The sequence below is a fragment of the Arthrobacter sp. TJ-178 genome (assembly GCF_058269275.1).
In genome coordinates this window covers 166,357-182,237 of sequence record NZ_JBZCNK010000004.1, presented here as the reverse complement: position 1 = coordinate 182,237, position 15,881 = coordinate 166,357, and the positions used below count along the sequence as shown (strand labels likewise).

Here is a 15,881-nt window from a genome sequence, read left to right as displayed (position 1 = left end):
ACGCTGAACAGATTAAGAAGAGACGCCTGAAGGGAGAGCCATCATCGAACAGGTCGTGCAAACTTCAAGTGGTCGGCTGGCCCTGCGTCGACCTGTTCCCAGCGATGCCGATGAGCTGTTCCGAATGTACTCAGACGCTCTTCTCATTGAATGTGACCCATTGCTTGCTCACAACTCGATCACACATACACAAGCAGTCCTCCAACGCCGGATCGCTGAGTGGCAACAGCATGGGCACGGATTGTGGGTATTGGAAACCTTGGAAGGCGCCTCATCGGGCGAGCTGGTCGGCATGGGTGGCTGTCAGCTGCTGACACCCAATGCGTGGAATCTATCCTTTAGTCTGCGACCCCAGAGCTGGGGGCGCGGCTACGCTCAGGAAGTCGCCACGGCTGGCATCGAATATGCACAGGCGACACGTCCTGAGCTTCCCGTAACGGCGGTTGTCGCGAAGCGCAACACACGCTCCCAACGTGCGATCGAACGAGTGGGGCTTCACAAACAATGGGAGGGGCCGGACAACTATGACCCCGACCCAGCGGCAATGATGTTGCTGTACGCCGACCGCGTATTACCCCCTGAACAAATTCTGACGCTAACTCACTAACCATCACCAGCAGAGCTATTCGAACCATTTGGCTATGAAATTACTCGCCTCAAAGCGGCCTGGAGGTCCTTGCCCGGATGCTCCGGTTGTGTGAGGGACAGCCATTGGGGGAGCCGACGACGCTGACGTCCAAGTCAACGCCTTGGCTGTTACGCAGAGGGACTGGCTGTTAGAACTGGGACTGAATTGGTCTAGCGGCTTGCTTTCGTCCCGTCTCGCCAAGATTTGTCCTGTCTCATCAGCGAGCAGATAACCCCGCCTTGTGCGGAGTATATGGTCCGTATATCAAGAACCGCATACATGCCCGCAACATCCTCTTGGCTTGACTGGAGGCATGACCTACAGCGAACCGGCGCGGACAGCAACACGACCTGGTGCCCTGCCTGCATCTCCATCCTCATCCTTCGTGCCGGACGCCCCCGGCACACCAGGCGCCGCTGTCCAACAACTCGGCATCACTGTTTATGACAGCGGGCAGGACGAAACAGCCCTGTTCCGGGAGATGGGCCCTCACTGGGGCGTGACGCCGACTGTTACCAGCGCACCGGTTGGGGAAGCCAACATCGGTCTGGCCGCCGGGAACCGCCATGTCAGTGTTGGCCATAAGCACCGGATCCCGCACCCCGTGCTTTTGGCGCTGCGCGAGGCTGGCGTTCGTTATATCTCCACCCGAAGCGTGGGATATGACCATATTGACGTGGACTATGCCGAGCGCATCGGTCTTCGTGTCGGCAACGTCGCCTATTCCCCGGACAGCGTGGCCGATTACACGCTGATGCTCATGCTCATGGCGGTCAGGCACGCCAAATCCACCATCCGGCGCAGCGATCTTCACGATTACCGGTTGAGCAACGTACGCGGGAAAGAGCTTCGGGACCTGACTGTCGGAGTAGTGGGAACAGGGCGAATCGGCACAGCCGTCATAGAAAGACTCCATGGTTTTGGATGCAAAACACTGGCCTATGACAGGCGTCCGAAAACGTCCGCAACCTACGTTCCCCTGGATGACCTGCTGCAGCTGAGCGACATAGTGACGCTGCATACGCCATTGAGCGCGGATACCCATCACCTCCTGGACCGCCGACGGATCCAGCGCCTGAAAGACGGCGCCGTCGTTGTCAACACCGGACGCGGCTCCCTTCTTGACACTGATGCCCTCCTTGCAGAAATAGAAAGCGGCAGGCTCGGCGGCGCGGCATTGGATGTTATCGAAGGTGAAGAGGGGATTTTCTACGCTGACTACCGCGACAAACCGGTTGAGAACAAACACCTGCTGCGGCTGCAGGAACTGCCGAACGTGCTGGTCAGCCCGCACATCGCGTACTACACCGACCACGCACTGCGCGACACCGTAAAGCAATCAATCATCAATTGCCTGGAATTTGGAAGCGAGAACTAGTATGCGCCGGCTGAAGATAGCAGTGATATTCGGGGGAGTCTCCGACGAACATCCCATTTCCATCAAGTCCGCTCGGGAAATCGCAAAAAACCTCGACCCCGAGAAGTATGAACCGTTCTTCATCGGAATTACCCGGAGCGGCGAGTGGAAATCCTGCGACGGCCCGGACACCGACTGGGAGAAAGGCAATGGCAAGGCTGTTGTATTGTCCCCGGATCGAAGTCACCGGGGACTGCTTGTTTTGGACCAGGGGAAGTACGAGTCCATTGATGTGGACGTGGTGTTTCCCGTCCTGCACGGCAGGCAGGGTGAGGACGGCGCGATGCAGGGTTTGTTGGAACTCACCGGCATCCCTTATGTGGGATGCGACGTCCAGAGTTCCGCGCTGTGCATGGACAAGTCCCTTGCCTACGCCGTGGCCGGAAGTGCAGGGATTGCCACGCCCGGTTTCTGGGTTGTCCTACCGCAAAGCAGCATTGATCCGGACCGGTTTACCTACCCCGTCTTTGTGAAGCCGGCCCGTTCGGGCTCCTCCTTCGGGGTCAGCAAGGTGTCGGATAAGGACGAACTGCTCAGCGCTGTGGAAACAGCGCGGCAGTATGACTCGAAGGTCCTCATCGAAGAGGCCGTCGTCGGCAGCGAAGTGGGATGTGCCATCCTGGGTGACAAAATGGATGTGAGGGCCGGCGAGGTGGATCGGATTGCCCTGTCCCACGGGTTCTTCAGGATCCACCAAGAAACTGAGCCTGAACGCGGTTCGGACAATTCAAAGGCTATTGTTCCCGCAGACATCACGCCGGAATCCCGTGCACTGGTCCAGGCGACCGCAAAGGCCGTATACCGAGCGCTGGGATGCACCGGGTTGGCACGCGTGGACCTGTTCCTTAAGGAGGACGGAAGCGTGGTTCTCAACGAGGTCAACACCTTGCCGGGGATGACCTCATACAGTCGCTATCCGCGAATGATGGCGGCGGCAGGACTGCCGTTGACCGAAGTCATTGACAGGGTCATTTCGTCGGCCTTGGCAGGGGAAAAACGATGAAGGGTGACTTCGTTTTCGTCGATGAGTGTGTTCCCGGAATCCGTTGGGATGCCAAATACGCCACATGGGACAACTTCACCGGCAAACCGGTGGAGGGATATCTGGCCAACCGGATTGTCGGGACCAGGGCCTTGTGCTCAGCGCTGGAAAGCGTGCGGCGGCGGGCTGCATCCCGCGGTTTCGGGTTGCTGCTGTGGGACGGCTACCGCCCGCAGCGCGCCGTGGATTCGTTCCTGCACTGGTCGAAACAACCAGAGGACGGCGTAACTAAGCGCCGCCACTATCCAAATATTGCCCGAGCGGAAATGTTCGAAAGAGGATACGTAGCCTCCAAGTCCGGCCACAGCCGGGGCAGCACCGTCGATTTGACCCTGTATGACCTGGCTACCGGTGACCTCGTTCCCATGGGCGGCGGCCACGACTTGATGGATGAAATTTCGCATCATGGAGCGCCCGGCATCACCCGGGCCGAGACCAGCAACCGCCGCACGCTGCGTTCGCTCATGGAGGCCTGCGGTTTCAGTTCCTACGATTCCGAGTGGTGGCATTACACCCTGAAGAACGAACCCTATCCGGACACCTATTTCGATTTTCCCGTCACGGATCCGCTTCCATCAGACCAGTTTCGAACGACGACCAGGTCTCTTGCCGCACAGGGTGCTTAGGCAACGTTCTCCAGAGAAAAGAATTGTCGATGAGTGTTTCCATAGTAGTGGCCGGCGGCCATTCCGCCGGCCACATTGAGCCCGCGCTGTCCGTCGCCGACGCGCTGCGCCGGCTTGAGCCGGATGCAGTGATCACCGCCCTGGGCACAGTCCGAGGCCTGGACACCCGGCTGATCCCGGGCCGCGGGTACCCGCTTGAACTGATCCCGCCCGTGCCCCTGCCGCGGCAGATCAACGGCGATCTGCTCAGGGTGCCGGGCCGGCTGTGGACAGCGGTCCGTGCGGCGGAGAAAGTGCTCGCCGAGGTGCAGGCCGACGTCGTCGTCGGTTTTGGCGGCTACGTTGCGCTGCCTGCCTACCTGGCCGCCCGGAAACAAAAAGTGGGGATTGTGGTGCACGAAGCCAATGCCCGTCCGGGAATCACGAACAGGGGCGGTGCGCGGCTCACGGCCAACGTGCTTACCGCATCGGCCGGAGTCGGCCTCGCACACGGCGTGCCGGTCGGCATTCCGCTCCGACCGGAAATTGCCCACCTCGACCGCACCTTGATGCGCCGTCGGGCCTGTGCCCAATTTGGGTTCGACCCTGACCTGCCGGTTCTCCTGGTGACCGGAGGCTCACAGGGGGCGCAGTCGATTAACCGGGTGATAGCCCGCTGCCGTCCGTTGCTGCGCTCGGCAGGAATCCAGGTCCTGCACATCGTCGGGCCTGGGCGCGGGGCCGACGAATCCCTCGCGGGCATTGGTGACCCGGACAGCGGCGACACCGCGGCGGCGTACCGGCAGCTGCCTTTCGTTGAACATATGGAACTGGCCTACGCTGCGGCGGACTTTGTTCTCTGCCGATCCGGCGCGATGACGTGTGCCGAATTGTCAGCCGTGGGGCTGCCGGCACTATACGTTCCGTTGCCGCTGCGCGGGGGCGAGCAACGCCTCAATGCGGAGGCTATTGTGCGCGCCGGCGGGGGCCTGCTCGTCAGCGACGAGCAGCTCAGCGTGGAATGGATCTCCGAGACCCTGCTGCCGTGTCTTCTTGACCCGGCCCGGCGAGCGGAAATGTCAGCTGCCGCGCTGAGGATGGCCAGGCCGGACGCCGACGTCGTCATCGCCCGGCACGTGCTGGCGGTCGCACGCAACCGCCGGCACGTGCCGGACCTGAAGCTGGACTCTTAGTAGAACTGCTTGCCGGTCCACCGGGTATGGAGCTGCCGAAAGATCCGCTCTCCCGCCAGCCCCCATACCTTGTACCTCACCGGGCCGACCGGCAGGTCCCAGCACCCGACGAAGTCCGTTACCGTCTTGTTGAAGCTGGTTTTGAACAGCCCCAGGCCGTAATGCGGGTGCGTGGTGTCCTTCAGCCGGTCCGACGGCGGCGTGCCGCAGAAGTCGTACACGGTCACCCCCATGGCCTTGACCTCATTGATGGCAGTCCATTGGACGAGGTGCGAATCGCCGTACCGTTTCCGGCGGGCCAGTGAACCACCGTCCTTGTAAGTGCCCTTGCGTCCGTAATTGATGACAAAAGCACCCACCGCGGGCCGGCCGTCTTCGAAGACGAAATACAACTGGCCCTGGCCCCGGGCGGCGAACTCGGTCCAAAACTTCCTGTAGTAGTCGTATGAGCGGATTTCCGCGGTTCCCTTCGCTGCGATGGTCCCGCTCATCAACTCGTACATCGAGCGCATGGCGCAATCGGTCAGCTCCATACGTGACACCTCGACCCCCTCGCGCATCGCCCGACGAATGGCATTACGTCCACGTGAGGGCAGGTTGCGCAGCAGCTGGGTCTCCTCCGGGGAGACATCTAGCAGCACTGTGTGGTCATTAGGCATCAGGTTGAAGGCACGAACCAGCCCGGCGGACCGGAGAACCTGGCGGGCCTCAGCCGAATCCGTAAGGTCCGGTTCGATTTTCACCATGAAAACGTGCAGCCCGGATTGGGACAGGAAGCGCCTCAGCGCGGTCAACGCAGCGGGAAGGTCATGGATCGAGGCCAGATCCGGGCCCTTAACCAGGTACCAGAACCGGCCCAGCAGCGGGAACGACTTCTCCAGCACTAAGTTGTGGCTGGACGCCCCGGGACCGTCAAACACTAAATACCGCGGCGTCCAGCCAAAGTGCTTTTTCGTCTCTGCGAACGCGGACGACTGCAAGAAGCTGCCGCCCAGGGGATTGGATGTCACATGTGTGTCCCAATCAGCAATTTCCACTGCGGAGGCAAAGCGGACCGTCATGCCGGGTTCCCTGCCGCGCACCACCGGGGATGTCGTTGCTTCAATATCGGCTGGGCCAGGGGTAATTGCGGGCATGTTGCTCCTTTGTGAGCAGGTTCGGTGGGTGTCAGGACCGGACGACGGGATGCATCCTTGGATCCAGGGTGGGGTCGGCATACATCTCCGGACAGCCGGAGGTGACGGCTTCCGGGCGCAGTTCAAAGTGCCAGGGTTCGTTGCCGTAAATCTGGCATAACCCGTATCCGGCACCGTATGCGGACAACCATGCCGAGGCCTCCGCGTACCCGACGTCCACGGCGTCCCCTGACACGTGGGCAGAGGTCTCCGGAGTGGCCACCCACCGGGCAGCTTCCTCAGCGGAGCCGTATTCAGAGACCGCCTCCTTGAGAAGCTCATCCTGGTACTGCGGCGAACGCCAGCCGCTGGTGACCACGACGTCGATGCCGTAGTAGGCGGCGTCTTTTGCCGCCTGTTGGAGCGCGCCGAGCAGCGGAGAGCTGAGGTTGGCTATGGCTGATGCACCCTCATCGAAGGCCGAAAGACGGTCAGAAACCATACCGCCGTCACTGTACTGCTGACCGAAATCCTCAGCCAGCGGCGGGGGCTTTGGGCCCGCGCCCCCGGGGCTTCCGCGAACGCCGTCGAGCGGCGGTGCGGCCAAAGCCATGAAGGAGGCGACGGCGGCCAGGACGGCCGCGAAGACAAACCATCGGACGCGGCGGTCTGCGGCGCGCGCTGGGGAACTGTTGGTCATGCCTCCACTCAAGACTGCGGCATGTTCCCGGCACGTATGAAGTTTTTGATACGCGGAAGATACGTGCCGGCTCGTAGCATAGGGGCATGCGTGTGTTGATTGTCGAGGACGAGCCCCTATTGGCAGATGCCGTCCGCGTCGGCCTGCGTCTGGAAGCCATTGCGGCAGACATTGCCGGCGACGGCGACTCCGCCCTGGAACTGCTGAGCATCAACTCCTACGACCTGGCGATTCTGGACCGCGACATCCCCGGGCCCTCGGGCGACGAGGTCGCGCGCCACATTGTCTCCTCGGGCAGCGGCATACCGATTCTGATGCTCACTGCCGCCGACCGGATCGATGACAAGGCCTCCGGATTCGAGCTGGGAGCCGATGACTACCTCACGAAACCGTTCGAATTCCGCGAACTGGTTTTGCGGCTGAGGGCCCTCGATCGCCGGCGTGCCCATGCCCGGCCTCCGGTCACGGAAATCGCCGGGCTGCGGTTGGACCCCTTCCGCCGGGAAGTCTTCCGCGACGGGCGCTACGTGGCGCTGACCCGAAAGCAATTCGCCGTGCTCGAAATCCTGGTCGCGGCAGGAGGAGGTGTTGTCAGCGCCGAAGAACTGCTGGAAAAAGCATGGGACGAGAACGCCGACCCCTTCACCAATGCCGTGCGCATCACGGTCTCCGCCCTGCGCAAACGGCTCGGTGAACCCTGGATCATCAGTACCGTCCCCGCTGTCGGCTACCGCATCGACACCCAGCCAGCCGTCGATGCAGGAGACCGTGGATAGGCCGCGGGGGTTGAGTGTCCGTACCAAACTGGCCCTCAGCTACGCCGGATTCCTGATGTTTGCAGGCGCCCTGATCATCGCTGTGGTGTGGGTCTTCCTGCTGCGGTACACACCCGACGAGGCGGTGTTTGTCCCGGATCTGATCACGTACGGCCCCGTCACCTATGTTCCGGGCCGATCCGACCTCTGGCGCGCCTTCGCGCCCAAGGCGGCCGCAGCCCTTGGTGCCCTGCTGGTCCTCGGATTGGCTGGAGGATGGATTCTCGCCGGCCGCATGCTTGCGCCTCTGACGCACATCACCGACGCCACCCTCACGGCAATGAAGGGCACACTGTCGCATCGGATCCGGCTGGAGGGCCGCCGGGACGAGTTCCGTGAGTTGGCCGACAGATTCGACGCCATGCTCGAACAACTCGAAAAACATGTCGAGGAACAGCAACGGTTCGCTGCCAATGCCTCTCACGAACTGCGCACCCCACTGGCGATCTCGCAGACACTTCTTGAGGTGGCGCGGAATGATCCTGCGTTGGACCCGGTCCAGCTCATCGACCGGCTTCACACCGTCAACGCCCGCGCCATCGACCTCACCCAGGCGCTGCTGCTGCTCAGCCGCGCGGGCCGGAATTCCTTTGCCCGAGAAACGGTGGACCTGTCCCTGCTCATAGATGAAGCCACCGAGATTCTGCTTCCCCTTGCGGAGAAACGCCGTATCACCATCCATGCTTCCGGCGATGTCACCACCACCACAGGGTCCCGCGCCCTCCTGCAACAACTGACAACCAACCTGCTGCACAACGCCATTGTGCACAACCTGCCCGAAGACGGGGCCGTTTGGGTCACCACCAAATCCCACCCGAACAGCGTTGAACTGATCATCGAAAACAGCGGCGAACAGCTCTCGTCCCCATTGATCTCGACGCTCACCGAACCATTCCAGCGCGGTACCGAGCGCATCCGCACCGACTCTGCCGGCGTCGGCCTCGGCCTGGCCATCGTCAAAAGCATCACCCAGGCACACGAGGGAACCCTCGCCATCGCCCCGCGTCCCGAGGGCGGACTCCGGATCTCCGTTCGCCTGCAATCCCTTTTGTCAGCGCCGCTGCCACCGCCGCCACCAAGGCCACCGCTGCCGCCACCGGCAGCCGGCCCGGGGCCAGCCGTAAAGACTGCATCCTGAGCATGAGTGAGGTGGTGATGCAGAGTCTGGGACGGCAGTCCGACCCCGAAGAGGCTGATAGGAGAGAGGATGCGCTCTTCGTGTTAGCGCCGTCGTAACCGTCTTTCCACTGCCCGAGGAGCCGGTGGAGGTCCGATTTATCGTCGGCTTATGCACCCGGGGAGGTTGTCGGCGCGGAACCAAGAACCGCTTTTTGGTTTGAGGTGGTGTTCCGGTGGCCGAGTGCCGTCAGCAGTAGGATCACGCCCAGTGCGGCGCCCCATACGGTGAGGGTATCGAAAGCGAGGCGCTCCGTAATGCCGAGGTCCAGTGAAACCGATGGCCCACCGCTGATCGCATCGATGAAGAGAACAAAGCCGGCGATTGAGAGTGCGAGGCTCGCCAAGGTCAGGGCTGACGCCCATCGTGCTGCCGTGCTGCCTTTGAGTGCGTAGGCGAGGAAGGCCATTCCGATCCACTGCATCAGGGCCTGGGCAAGGGCCACAGCGTCATGAGCCTCCGGGTAAACATCCCAGGCCAGGAAGCCGACGAGCATCACGAGTACACCACCCGCTGCGAGGAATGACATCGCGGCTTTCCCTGTCCGCTGCCGAGGCCAAGCCGACCACAGAAGGATGGCTCCGACAGCCATGAGGGCTCCGTTGGCGACCGTGGAACCGTTGGCCAGCAGATGACCGGGGGAGCAGATGTAACGCTCAACGCGCGTGCCGGCGTCGAATGTCCTGCAGGCGGTCACGCCGAGATCGCTGATGAGATTTGAGGACCAGGAGTACGGGTTTGGCCACTGCGCGGCCGCAATTACCTGAGCCGGAAAGGTCAGCAGGCACAGAGTCCATAGTGCGGCGCCCCAACGAAGTCGCGTCATGCCCCCGAGCATACAATACGAACGTATGGTTTGCTTCGGAGTAATCTCGAATCATGACTTCGGCGGGCGCGCAGCGCATTCTTACGGCTGTGCAGGACATTCTGGTGGAGCGGGGCCTTGAGGATGTGACGATCCGCAACGTCGCTGCAGCTGCTGGCCTCTCGATAGGTGCTGTCCAGCATCACCATAAGACGAAAGACGATTTGATCATGGCGGCCATGAACAAGGTCTCCAGGAACTTCATCGAGCGGGTGGGCTCCGCAGCGCATCCGGAGGCATCAGCGCGGCAGAATCTGGGCGCGGTGTGCAGGATTCTCGGAGGGGTGGACGACGAATCCCGCACCGCTTCGGTCATTTGGTTGTCCTACGCCTCGAAGGCGACAACCAGCAGTGCAGTTGCCAGCGCCCATCAGGCATCTTGGCGCCTTATGGAAGAAGGCCTGACTACTCTGCTCCGGCAATGGAACCCGGACCTCACCCGGGATGACGCCGCCATGCTCATGGCACTGCTCGACGGCCTAGCCATCGCCAGGGTAACCGAGACAGACCGAATGACATCCGAGCGGGCTCAGCGCCTCATCGACCAATACCTCAACGGGCTTGAGCCTCCGTTCGGCCAGGGATCCTCGAAGGACTCGCCGGCCAACGACTTCCAGGCTCAGGACACAGACCTTACTTAGGACGCGGGTGACTCGTGGGCGGCGAGTTCCTGGACCAACTCCATGCAACGCAGGCGGGCCGGGGAGTAGTCGTAGGGCATCATTCCAACGGCCTCGATGAGGCTCACGCGCTTTTCCCCTCTGCCAGCGTCTTGGCCCGCCTCGTCCTCACCTTCAGCAGCGGTAACGGGGTGTAATGCCTCCCAAGAGTCGAAGAGCGCTTCGTCGCTCTGCGCCAGGCCGGAGTCCTCAATGACGGCGTCCAGCACCAATTCGAAGGCATGCCGTTTGGCAGCCACCTGTGCCACGCGGGGGTCGTCGTCGGCGACCGTGTCATCGAGTGCCTCTTCAGCGGCATCAACGCGGTCGGATTCCTCCCGCAGACCCGGGTGAGTGGCCAAGGCGATGCAACGGCCGGCATTGACGGCCGCACCGAGCGGTCCGAAGATCCGCTCCATGACCAGCAGGTTGTCGAGGTCCGCCTGGCGCAGCGAGCCCTCGGGCAGGCCCTTGAGGCGGCCGGTGACGAAGTCGGAGAGTAGACTCATCCTGCCATCCGGGGTGCGCATGCGCTGCACGACGGCGTCGTCGTGGCCGCTGGAGGAACCGGCAGGAGCCGTGTCAGCGAAGGCGTCATGGATGTCGTCCAGGGTGATCCCGGCTTCGGACATCTTCTGGATCCACAGCAGCCGGATCATGTCTTCGTAGCCGTACCGGCGGCGGTCGTCACCACCCCGTTCGAGCTCTGGCAGCAGGCCAGTCTCGTGGTGCTGACGAATCGCCTGCACTGTGGTGCCTACGAAGGATGCCGCGTCACCGATTTTGACCTGACGCGGCGGAGTAAGGGACGGATGCATGAGCGGGCCTTCCTAACGGGGCGTGAGTCCATAGGACCACATAAAGCTACGGAAGGTGCAACCTCAAATACCTCACCGCCGGAACCTCAACCGCCTGGCTGTTACTAGGGCAAACACGAATATTTTTTACTTCGAGGTAATGATCAGCTTATGGACACCACGGTTTCTTTACCGGGCTTGCAGCTGTCAACATACAAGATGGCAACAGCGGAGGCGACCTCAAGGTCGACGTACTCGCTTGACCCGTCGCGTTTCACTCCCGCACCGCAGTATTGCGAACATAGCCAATCCAGACCCACCACAGAGATTTACGAAGCAACCCGCGTGCGTCCGCAAGCCGATCGCCTTCGGAACCTGTGTCCCCACACCGTGCCGAAGAAGGTCTGTAGTCGTAGGGCATCATGGGCTAATGGATCCGATCACGATTGCACGCTGTTATGTCGAGGAAATGCATGCCGGAGCGGATGCATCAATCCTGGGTGGCAGCGCAGCCTTGGGTTGTTCGACTCCGACATCGGATCTTGACATAGCCATCCTCTATCGAGCTGGTGGCGCGAACTACGCGGAGACCGTCCGGTATCGGGGATGGATCGTAGAAGCCTTCATTCACACCCCCGAGAGCCTGGCCTTCTGGTACGAGAAGGAAAGGTCAATACGCTGTGCCATCCTCGGAGACATCTGTGCCCGTGGACTCTTGCTAACCGACCACGGGCCCGGCAGGCAATGGCAGGATGAGGCGCGACTTTACATGCGGCAGGGCCCCAAGCCATTAACTGATGCCGAACGCGACCTCCGCAGGTACGACCTTAGCTGTTCAGTGGATGACCTGCTGGGTTCCAGTTCTCCCGCTGAAACGTTCGCCATCGCCTCGAATGTGTTCCTCCAATCCGCCGAACTGCTGTTGCTCCGGCACCACAAATGGTTGGGCAACGGCAAATGGGTGGTTCGGCGCCTGGAACAGCTGCCCAACGATGAGGCCGCATTGGGTCTGTTGGCCTGGGCGGCTTCGACGGACTATGACCCCCAGAAGCTGGCCGGGATTGCTGGAGATGTACTGGAGCAAAATGGTGGCTACGCCATGGAGGGCTTCTTGCGGGGTACCCGCTAGGGGGCCGGGGAACTAGTGAGCCGGCCACCAGGCATCCTCGTCCTCGTGCTCAATACTGGAGAGAGGTTCCATGAAGAAAACGATGGCCTCGTCTAATGGGTGATGATGGCACGGGCCTGCGCTGTCGGCTTGATGGAACTCGCAGCCCTAAGATCGCACGAGCATTCACTCAAAGAGTGCCGCGCAGGGTGCACGGGCAGCGGATGAGGGCAGTTAAACTGAGTTTATAGCTATTGTTATAGTTTAAACATAATAATAGAATTGACTCATGCTGATCCGCCTGACGCCCGACAAAGCGTCTCCCCTCCACGCGCAAATTGCCGACGCGATCCGTCAGGGAATAATCGAGGGCTCTCTCGTTGACGGGGAGCGGCTGCCGGCAGCGAAAGCGCTCGGTGAATCGTTGGGCGTGAGCCTGCATACTGTCCTGCATGCCTACCAGGTCTTGCGTGACCAAGGCTTGGTCGAGTTACGCCGGGGACGCGGTGCCGTTGTAATCGCGCCGGAAACGGCTACCCGTGAGCAAGCCACCCGGATCCTCGACGACGCAGCCCGACAACTCGCAGAGCTGGGGCTGTCGAGCGAGACGACACTCGCGCTATTTCGCCAACGACTGGATAAAGGAAGAGCCTGATGACGATGGACACCACACGCAGTCCGGCGACCGAACCCGACCCCCGTTTCTGGCTCGGAGCGTTCCTCCCGACAGCCGGAGTTCTCTTCGGTTCCTTCGCCCTTTCCCTCGCATGGAGCCGCCAGCTGCCGTCCTCCGTCGCCCAAAAGTGGGACTGGTCTACGCAGGAAGTCATCACCATCGCACCACTCTGGACGGGGATTCTCTCCCTCGCCGGTCCTTCTGCTGCGGCACTGATCTTCCTGGCGTTCCTGAAGTGGTCTGGAAAACTCACCGGATGGGGACGCTGCCTGTCCATCGCCGCGCTCACGGGCATCGCCGTTTTCACCTCCTCGTCGCTGCCCGTCATGCTCAGCGGTCAAGTTGGGCTCACGGATCCGCTTCTTGCCCCTGACCCGCGGACCATGATGGGCGTCGTCGCAGCCCTCAGCCTCGCCTACGGCATTCTCGCAGCGCTCATCGCCGGCGCACGTCCCCTTGCCACGCCGACCGCAGGGGCCACGCCGACTCCGCCCCTTGAACTGGGGCCGAACGAACTTGCTGTCTGGACGACCACCACCACCGCCTGGGTCTGCCTGCTCGGCGGAGGTGGAGCAGGGCTGATCCTCATCATCCTCGGCATTACGACGCCGCTCTGGGGCCTTGCCATCGCCGGCGGGATTCTGCTGGCACTTGGCATCATCACCGGCCGGTGGACCGTCACCGTCGATTGCAGGGGCCTAACCTGCACTACCCTCCTGGGCCTTGGCCGTTTCACAGCACCGGCCATACCGGGAGCGACTGCCGAAGTAGTCACTGTCCGGGAACTGTCCGAGTTCCTCGGCTGGGGTATCCGAGTAGGAGGATCCAGCTCGATCGGTCTGATATTCCGGAACGGAGAAGCCCTCCGCGTTCACGGGCCGAAGAGCTGCAGCCTGACTTTCACCACCACCGACGCCACAACAGCAGCAGCCCTCTTCAACGCCCAAACAGCACGCCACCACACCACGCTGTAACACCGCAGAGTTCCCGTCCGATGAGGCATCCTTCACCCGCAGCCGTTTAGTAGTCAGCTCGGCGATTCAGGTGAATGGGATCCATCAGTTGGCGTTTCGTCAGCTGATGGATTCTTCCACCGCCGGCCCTGAAAGACTAACCATGCGGTGCCGGCAATTGGCACTAGCGGGAAGACGGGCCTCCCGCTAAACGCAACTACCGCAAAGGCGATCCAAAGAACACCAGTGAGAACGCCTACAGAGATCAATGACTTGCGGGTAACCGGGTAGGAAGGCAGTTCAATCCCTTCGGCGCGGAGCTGTCGGGCCTCCGAAGCTGCTGCCCGGATCAAGGAAATAAACACGGCAGCCAAAACGGCGGCGACAAGCGTGGAGCGCCACGGTTCCCGAACGCCGAATGCCTCGAGGGCCGACCCCAGCAGCGATCCCAGGATAATGAACCAAAAAATTGCCCAGCCAGCCAAGCGCCTCCGCTTGGGCGGCATGCCCACTAGGGAATCCGGTGGCCATGACTGCCACTCGTATCTGTTGTCGCTCTTGCCTGCCCCCGTGGCCATGTCCACAGAATACGCCAGTGCAGACTTCGAGGAGGGCGAGGGTGTCCACTGCTGAATTCCTTCGCGGGGTCTTGCCCGTAAGCCGGTCCCTTACCGGAATACTACGGACCGACCTCGGTTACTGCCTCTCGGCCTTGCCTGCTTCAGGAGGATCGGTCGATTCTTGGTTCTCCACACGAGCGAAGATCTCACGGCGAACCTCACGGGCTTCAATCAGATTACTGATCGCAAAGTAGCTCAGAGCAACACCAGCAGGAATGGCACCTACCCACCAGATGTCTGGGAACACTTGCGGCAAAGTTACATAGGCCAGAAAACAGAGAGAGAATGTCCAGATCTTCATTGACCTGCGAACCATAAAGATCTGCCACCGCCGGATCGGGTGCAGTTCGTTGCTACTGATGACGTCTCCTTGTTGTTGGGGCTGTGAAGTGCAGTCTAATCAGGCCGCTCAGGAGGCTCCGCCGACTGGGGTAAGAATGCACAACCAGCAATCGCTGACAGTGACCGATTTGGATCTGTCACTCCCGTCGCAACCAGACACGGATAACTTGCCAAACGCAGCGGTAAATGGCGCGGCTTTGCAGCGATTTGTGGCCAACTCGTCTCGTAAGCCGCTCTTCGATCGTGCGTTATCTGAATGTCAGTTCGGCCTAAGCTGGCCAAAATTATGTGTCCGTCCCTGGCGCCTCTGTCCCACTTGAGCCGAGAATCTACGAACAATGATGAAGGAGGATCGTGGAACCAGGTGATGCCGCTGCGGCCAGGGCCTGGGGAACAGGCAACGCCTGGTCGGAGCCTTCCTCCAGACTCTTCCGGGCTTCAGCTATCCTGCTGGTGCTCGCCCCACTATGCAGTGTCTTGGGCTGGAGCGGGTTTTTGTTCGTTCTCGGACAGCAGGCCGTCCCCGGCTGGGCCATCGGCGGTGTTCTATTCCTGGCCTCTATGGTGTTGCTGAAGGTGGATGCGTTCAGGCAGCGATCCATCACATTTACAGATCGGACCCGACGCAGGCCCTTGTTCGTGACTCTGCTGGCCGTCGTCTCGGTTGCATTCAGTGGCTTGGGTGCCGTGGACGATCTTTCCAGCGCCAAGTACTACGTCCTGTCACCGGCCAACAGCGAGGGTTGCCGCGTGGCTGTGCGCGAATTCTCGTTCCTGTTTGCCGGCAGGGGTACGGTTTACGTCGTCGGCGCCGCCGGCGTCGGCCGGAAGGTCAGTTCATGGACGGCCGATGACGGGCACAAGCCATTTAGCAGCGGAAATTATGAGCTTGAGTGGTACTCCTCCGGCGGCTCGCTCATCCTTCACGGCAAGGGTGATCCAGTCTGGCCGGCTCTGCACGAAATCAACTGCTAGCCAGCATCTCTGTACCGCGGGGTGGTCGATGCTTCGAAATCCTACCCGAGGGGCTGTGTGTCGACCAGTTGTCCCAATCCATAACGTGCGGACGAAACCGCTCCGTCTCGGGGTGGATCTATTGGAATGCTCGGAGATGCTCTTGCACTCACGCGGTTTCGTTCCCTTTGAACTCTGGCGCCAATAGGGTGACA

17 protein-coding genes are annotated in these 15,881 nt (G+C 61.3%); 12 read left to right on the top strand and 5 right to left on the bottom strand.

Translation table 11 applies throughout. The features are described 5' to 3' along the window. Positions 1 to 55 precede the first annotated feature (55 nt). The 5 genes from AC4D2Q_RS12435 to AC4D2Q_RS12415 all read left to right on the top strand — a co-directional run bounded on the left by AC4D2Q_RS12435 (position 56) and on the right by AC4D2Q_RS12415 (position 4,885). The gene (locus AC4D2Q_RS12435; RefSeq protein WP_490946737.1) at positions 56 to 607 is read left to right on the top strand and encodes a GNAT family N-acetyltransferase; all 552 of its coding nucleotides are present in this window, start codon (positions 56 to 58) and stop codon (positions 605 to 607) included. Positions 608 to 986: 379 nt separating this feature from the next. Then, positions 987 to 2,006 (top strand): D-isomer specific 2-hydroxyacid dehydrogenase family protein, encoded by a 1,020-nt coding sequence (locus AC4D2Q_RS12430; protein WP_490947062.1) that lies wholly within the window; start codon positions 987 to 989, stop codon positions 2,004 to 2,006. A gap of 1 nt (position 2,007) precedes the next feature. Next, positions 2,008 to 3,048: a D-alanine--(R)-lactate ligase gene (gene vanA / locus AC4D2Q_RS12425; protein WP_490946736.1), complete on the top strand. Its 1,041-nt coding sequence runs from the start codon at positions 2,008 to 2,010 to the stop codon at positions 3,046 to 3,048. Beyond that, positions 3,045 to 3,713 carry a D-Ala-D-Ala dipeptidase VanX gene (gene vanX, locus AC4D2Q_RS12420; protein ID WP_490946734.1) on the top strand — a complete coding sequence of 223 codons (669 nt, stop codon included), beginning with the start codon at positions 3,045 to 3,047 and terminating at the stop codon, positions 3,711 to 3,713. The genes vanA and vanX overlap by 4 nt, the downstream gene beginning before the upstream one ends. 29 nt (positions 3,714 to 3,742) lie before the next feature. Further along, positions 3,743 to 4,885, top strand: coding sequence for a UDP-N-acetylglucosamine--N-acetylmuramyl-(pentapeptide) pyrophosphoryl-undecaprenol N-acetylglucosamine transferase (locus AC4D2Q_RS12415; RefSeq protein ID WP_490946733.1), 1,143 nt, complete (start codon positions 3,743 to 3,745; stop codon positions 4,883 to 4,885). On the opposite strand, the gene AC4D2Q_RS12410 is transcribed toward AC4D2Q_RS12415, so the two are convergent. Together AC4D2Q_RS12410 and AC4D2Q_RS12405 are read right to left on the bottom strand one after the other, a co-directional pair. After that, positions 4,882 to 5,946: a lipid II:glycine glycyltransferase FemX gene (locus AC4D2Q_RS12410; protein WP_490947060.1), complete on the bottom strand. Its 1,065-nt coding sequence runs from the start codon at positions 5,944 to 5,946 to the stop codon at positions 4,882 to 4,884. The genes AC4D2Q_RS12415 and AC4D2Q_RS12410 overlap by 4 nt on opposite strands. A gap of 106 nt (positions 5,947 to 6,052) precedes the next feature. Beyond that, positions 6,053 to 6,700, bottom strand: a complete 648-nt coding sequence (locus AC4D2Q_RS12405; protein WP_490946731.1) for a M15 family metallopeptidase — start codon at positions 6,698 to 6,700, stop codon at positions 6,053 to 6,055. A gap of 86 nt (positions 6,701 to 6,786) precedes the next feature. Here AC4D2Q_RS12405 and AC4D2Q_RS12400 point away from each other — a divergent pair, with 86 nt between their 5' ends. Both AC4D2Q_RS12400 and AC4D2Q_RS12395 read left to right on the top strand, forming a co-directional pair. Then, positions 6,787 to 7,476 carry a response regulator transcription factor gene (locus tag AC4D2Q_RS12400; protein WP_490946730.1) on the top strand — a complete coding sequence of 230 codons (690 nt, stop codon included), beginning with the start codon at positions 6,787 to 6,789 and terminating at the stop codon, positions 7,474 to 7,476. Between the two features lie 10 nt (positions 7,477 to 7,486). After that, a complete protein-coding gene (locus AC4D2Q_RS12395) occupies positions 7,487 to 8,653 on the top strand; it encodes a sensor histidine kinase (RefSeq protein ID WP_490946729.1) in 1,167 nt (388 codons plus the stop codon). A 148-nt stretch (positions 8,654 to 8,801) separates the two neighbouring features. Here the strand turns inward: AC4D2Q_RS12395 and AC4D2Q_RS12390 are convergent, their stop codons facing one another. Then, positions 8,802 to 9,518 (bottom strand): DUF998 domain-containing protein, encoded by a 717-nt coding sequence (locus AC4D2Q_RS12390; protein WP_490946728.1) that lies wholly within the window; start codon positions 9,516 to 9,518, stop codon positions 8,802 to 8,804. 53 nt (positions 9,519 to 9,571) lie between these two features. On the opposite strand from AC4D2Q_RS12390, the gene AC4D2Q_RS12385 reads away from it, so the two are divergent. After that, the gene (locus AC4D2Q_RS12385; protein ID WP_490946727.1) at positions 9,572 to 10,198 is read left to right on the top strand and encodes a TetR/AcrR family transcriptional regulator; all 627 of its coding nucleotides are present in this window, start codon (positions 9,572 to 9,574) and stop codon (positions 10,196 to 10,198) included. Here the strand turns inward: AC4D2Q_RS12385 and AC4D2Q_RS12380 are convergent. Beyond that, positions 10,195 to 11,034: a MerR family transcriptional regulator gene (locus AC4D2Q_RS12380; protein WP_490946726.1), complete on the bottom strand. Its 840-nt coding sequence runs from the start codon at positions 11,032 to 11,034 to the stop codon at positions 10,195 to 10,197. The genes AC4D2Q_RS12385 and AC4D2Q_RS12380 overlap by 4 nt on opposite strands. A 409-nt stretch (positions 11,035 to 11,443) precedes the next feature. On the opposite strand from AC4D2Q_RS12380, the gene AC4D2Q_RS12375 reads away from it, so the two are divergent. The 3 genes from AC4D2Q_RS12375 to AC4D2Q_RS12365 all read left to right on the top strand — a co-directional run bounded on the left by AC4D2Q_RS12375 (position 11,444) and on the right by AC4D2Q_RS12365 (position 13,771). Then, a complete protein-coding gene (locus tag AC4D2Q_RS12375) occupies positions 11,444 to 12,142 on the top strand; it encodes a nucleotidyltransferase domain-containing protein (RefSeq protein WP_490946725.1) in 699 nt (232 codons plus the stop codon). A gap of 268 nt (positions 12,143 to 12,410) precedes the next feature. Continuing rightward, a complete protein-coding gene (locus AC4D2Q_RS12370; RefSeq protein ID WP_490946724.1) occupies positions 12,411 to 12,776 on the top strand; it encodes a GntR family transcriptional regulator in 366 nt (121 codons plus the stop codon). Continuing rightward, a complete protein-coding gene (locus tag AC4D2Q_RS12365; RefSeq protein ID WP_490946723.1) occupies positions 12,776 to 13,771 on the top strand; it encodes a hypothetical protein in 996 nt (331 codons plus the stop codon). The genes AC4D2Q_RS12370 and AC4D2Q_RS12365 overlap by 1 nt, the downstream gene beginning before the upstream one ends. Before the next feature lie 675 nt (positions 13,772 to 14,446). On the opposite strand, the gene AC4D2Q_RS12360 is transcribed toward AC4D2Q_RS12365, so the two are convergent. Next, the gene (locus AC4D2Q_RS12360; protein ID WP_490946722.1) at positions 14,447 to 14,671 is read right to left on the bottom strand and encodes a hypothetical protein; all 225 of its coding nucleotides are present in this window, start codon (positions 14,669 to 14,671) and stop codon (positions 14,447 to 14,449) included. A gap of 395 nt (positions 14,672 to 15,066) precedes the next feature. On the opposite strand from AC4D2Q_RS12360, the gene AC4D2Q_RS12355 reads away from it, so the two are divergent. Next, a complete protein-coding gene (locus AC4D2Q_RS12355; RefSeq protein ID WP_490946721.1) occupies positions 15,067 to 15,687 on the top strand; it encodes a hypothetical protein in 621 nt (206 codons plus the stop codon). Positions 15,688 to 15,881 lie beyond the last annotated feature (194 nt).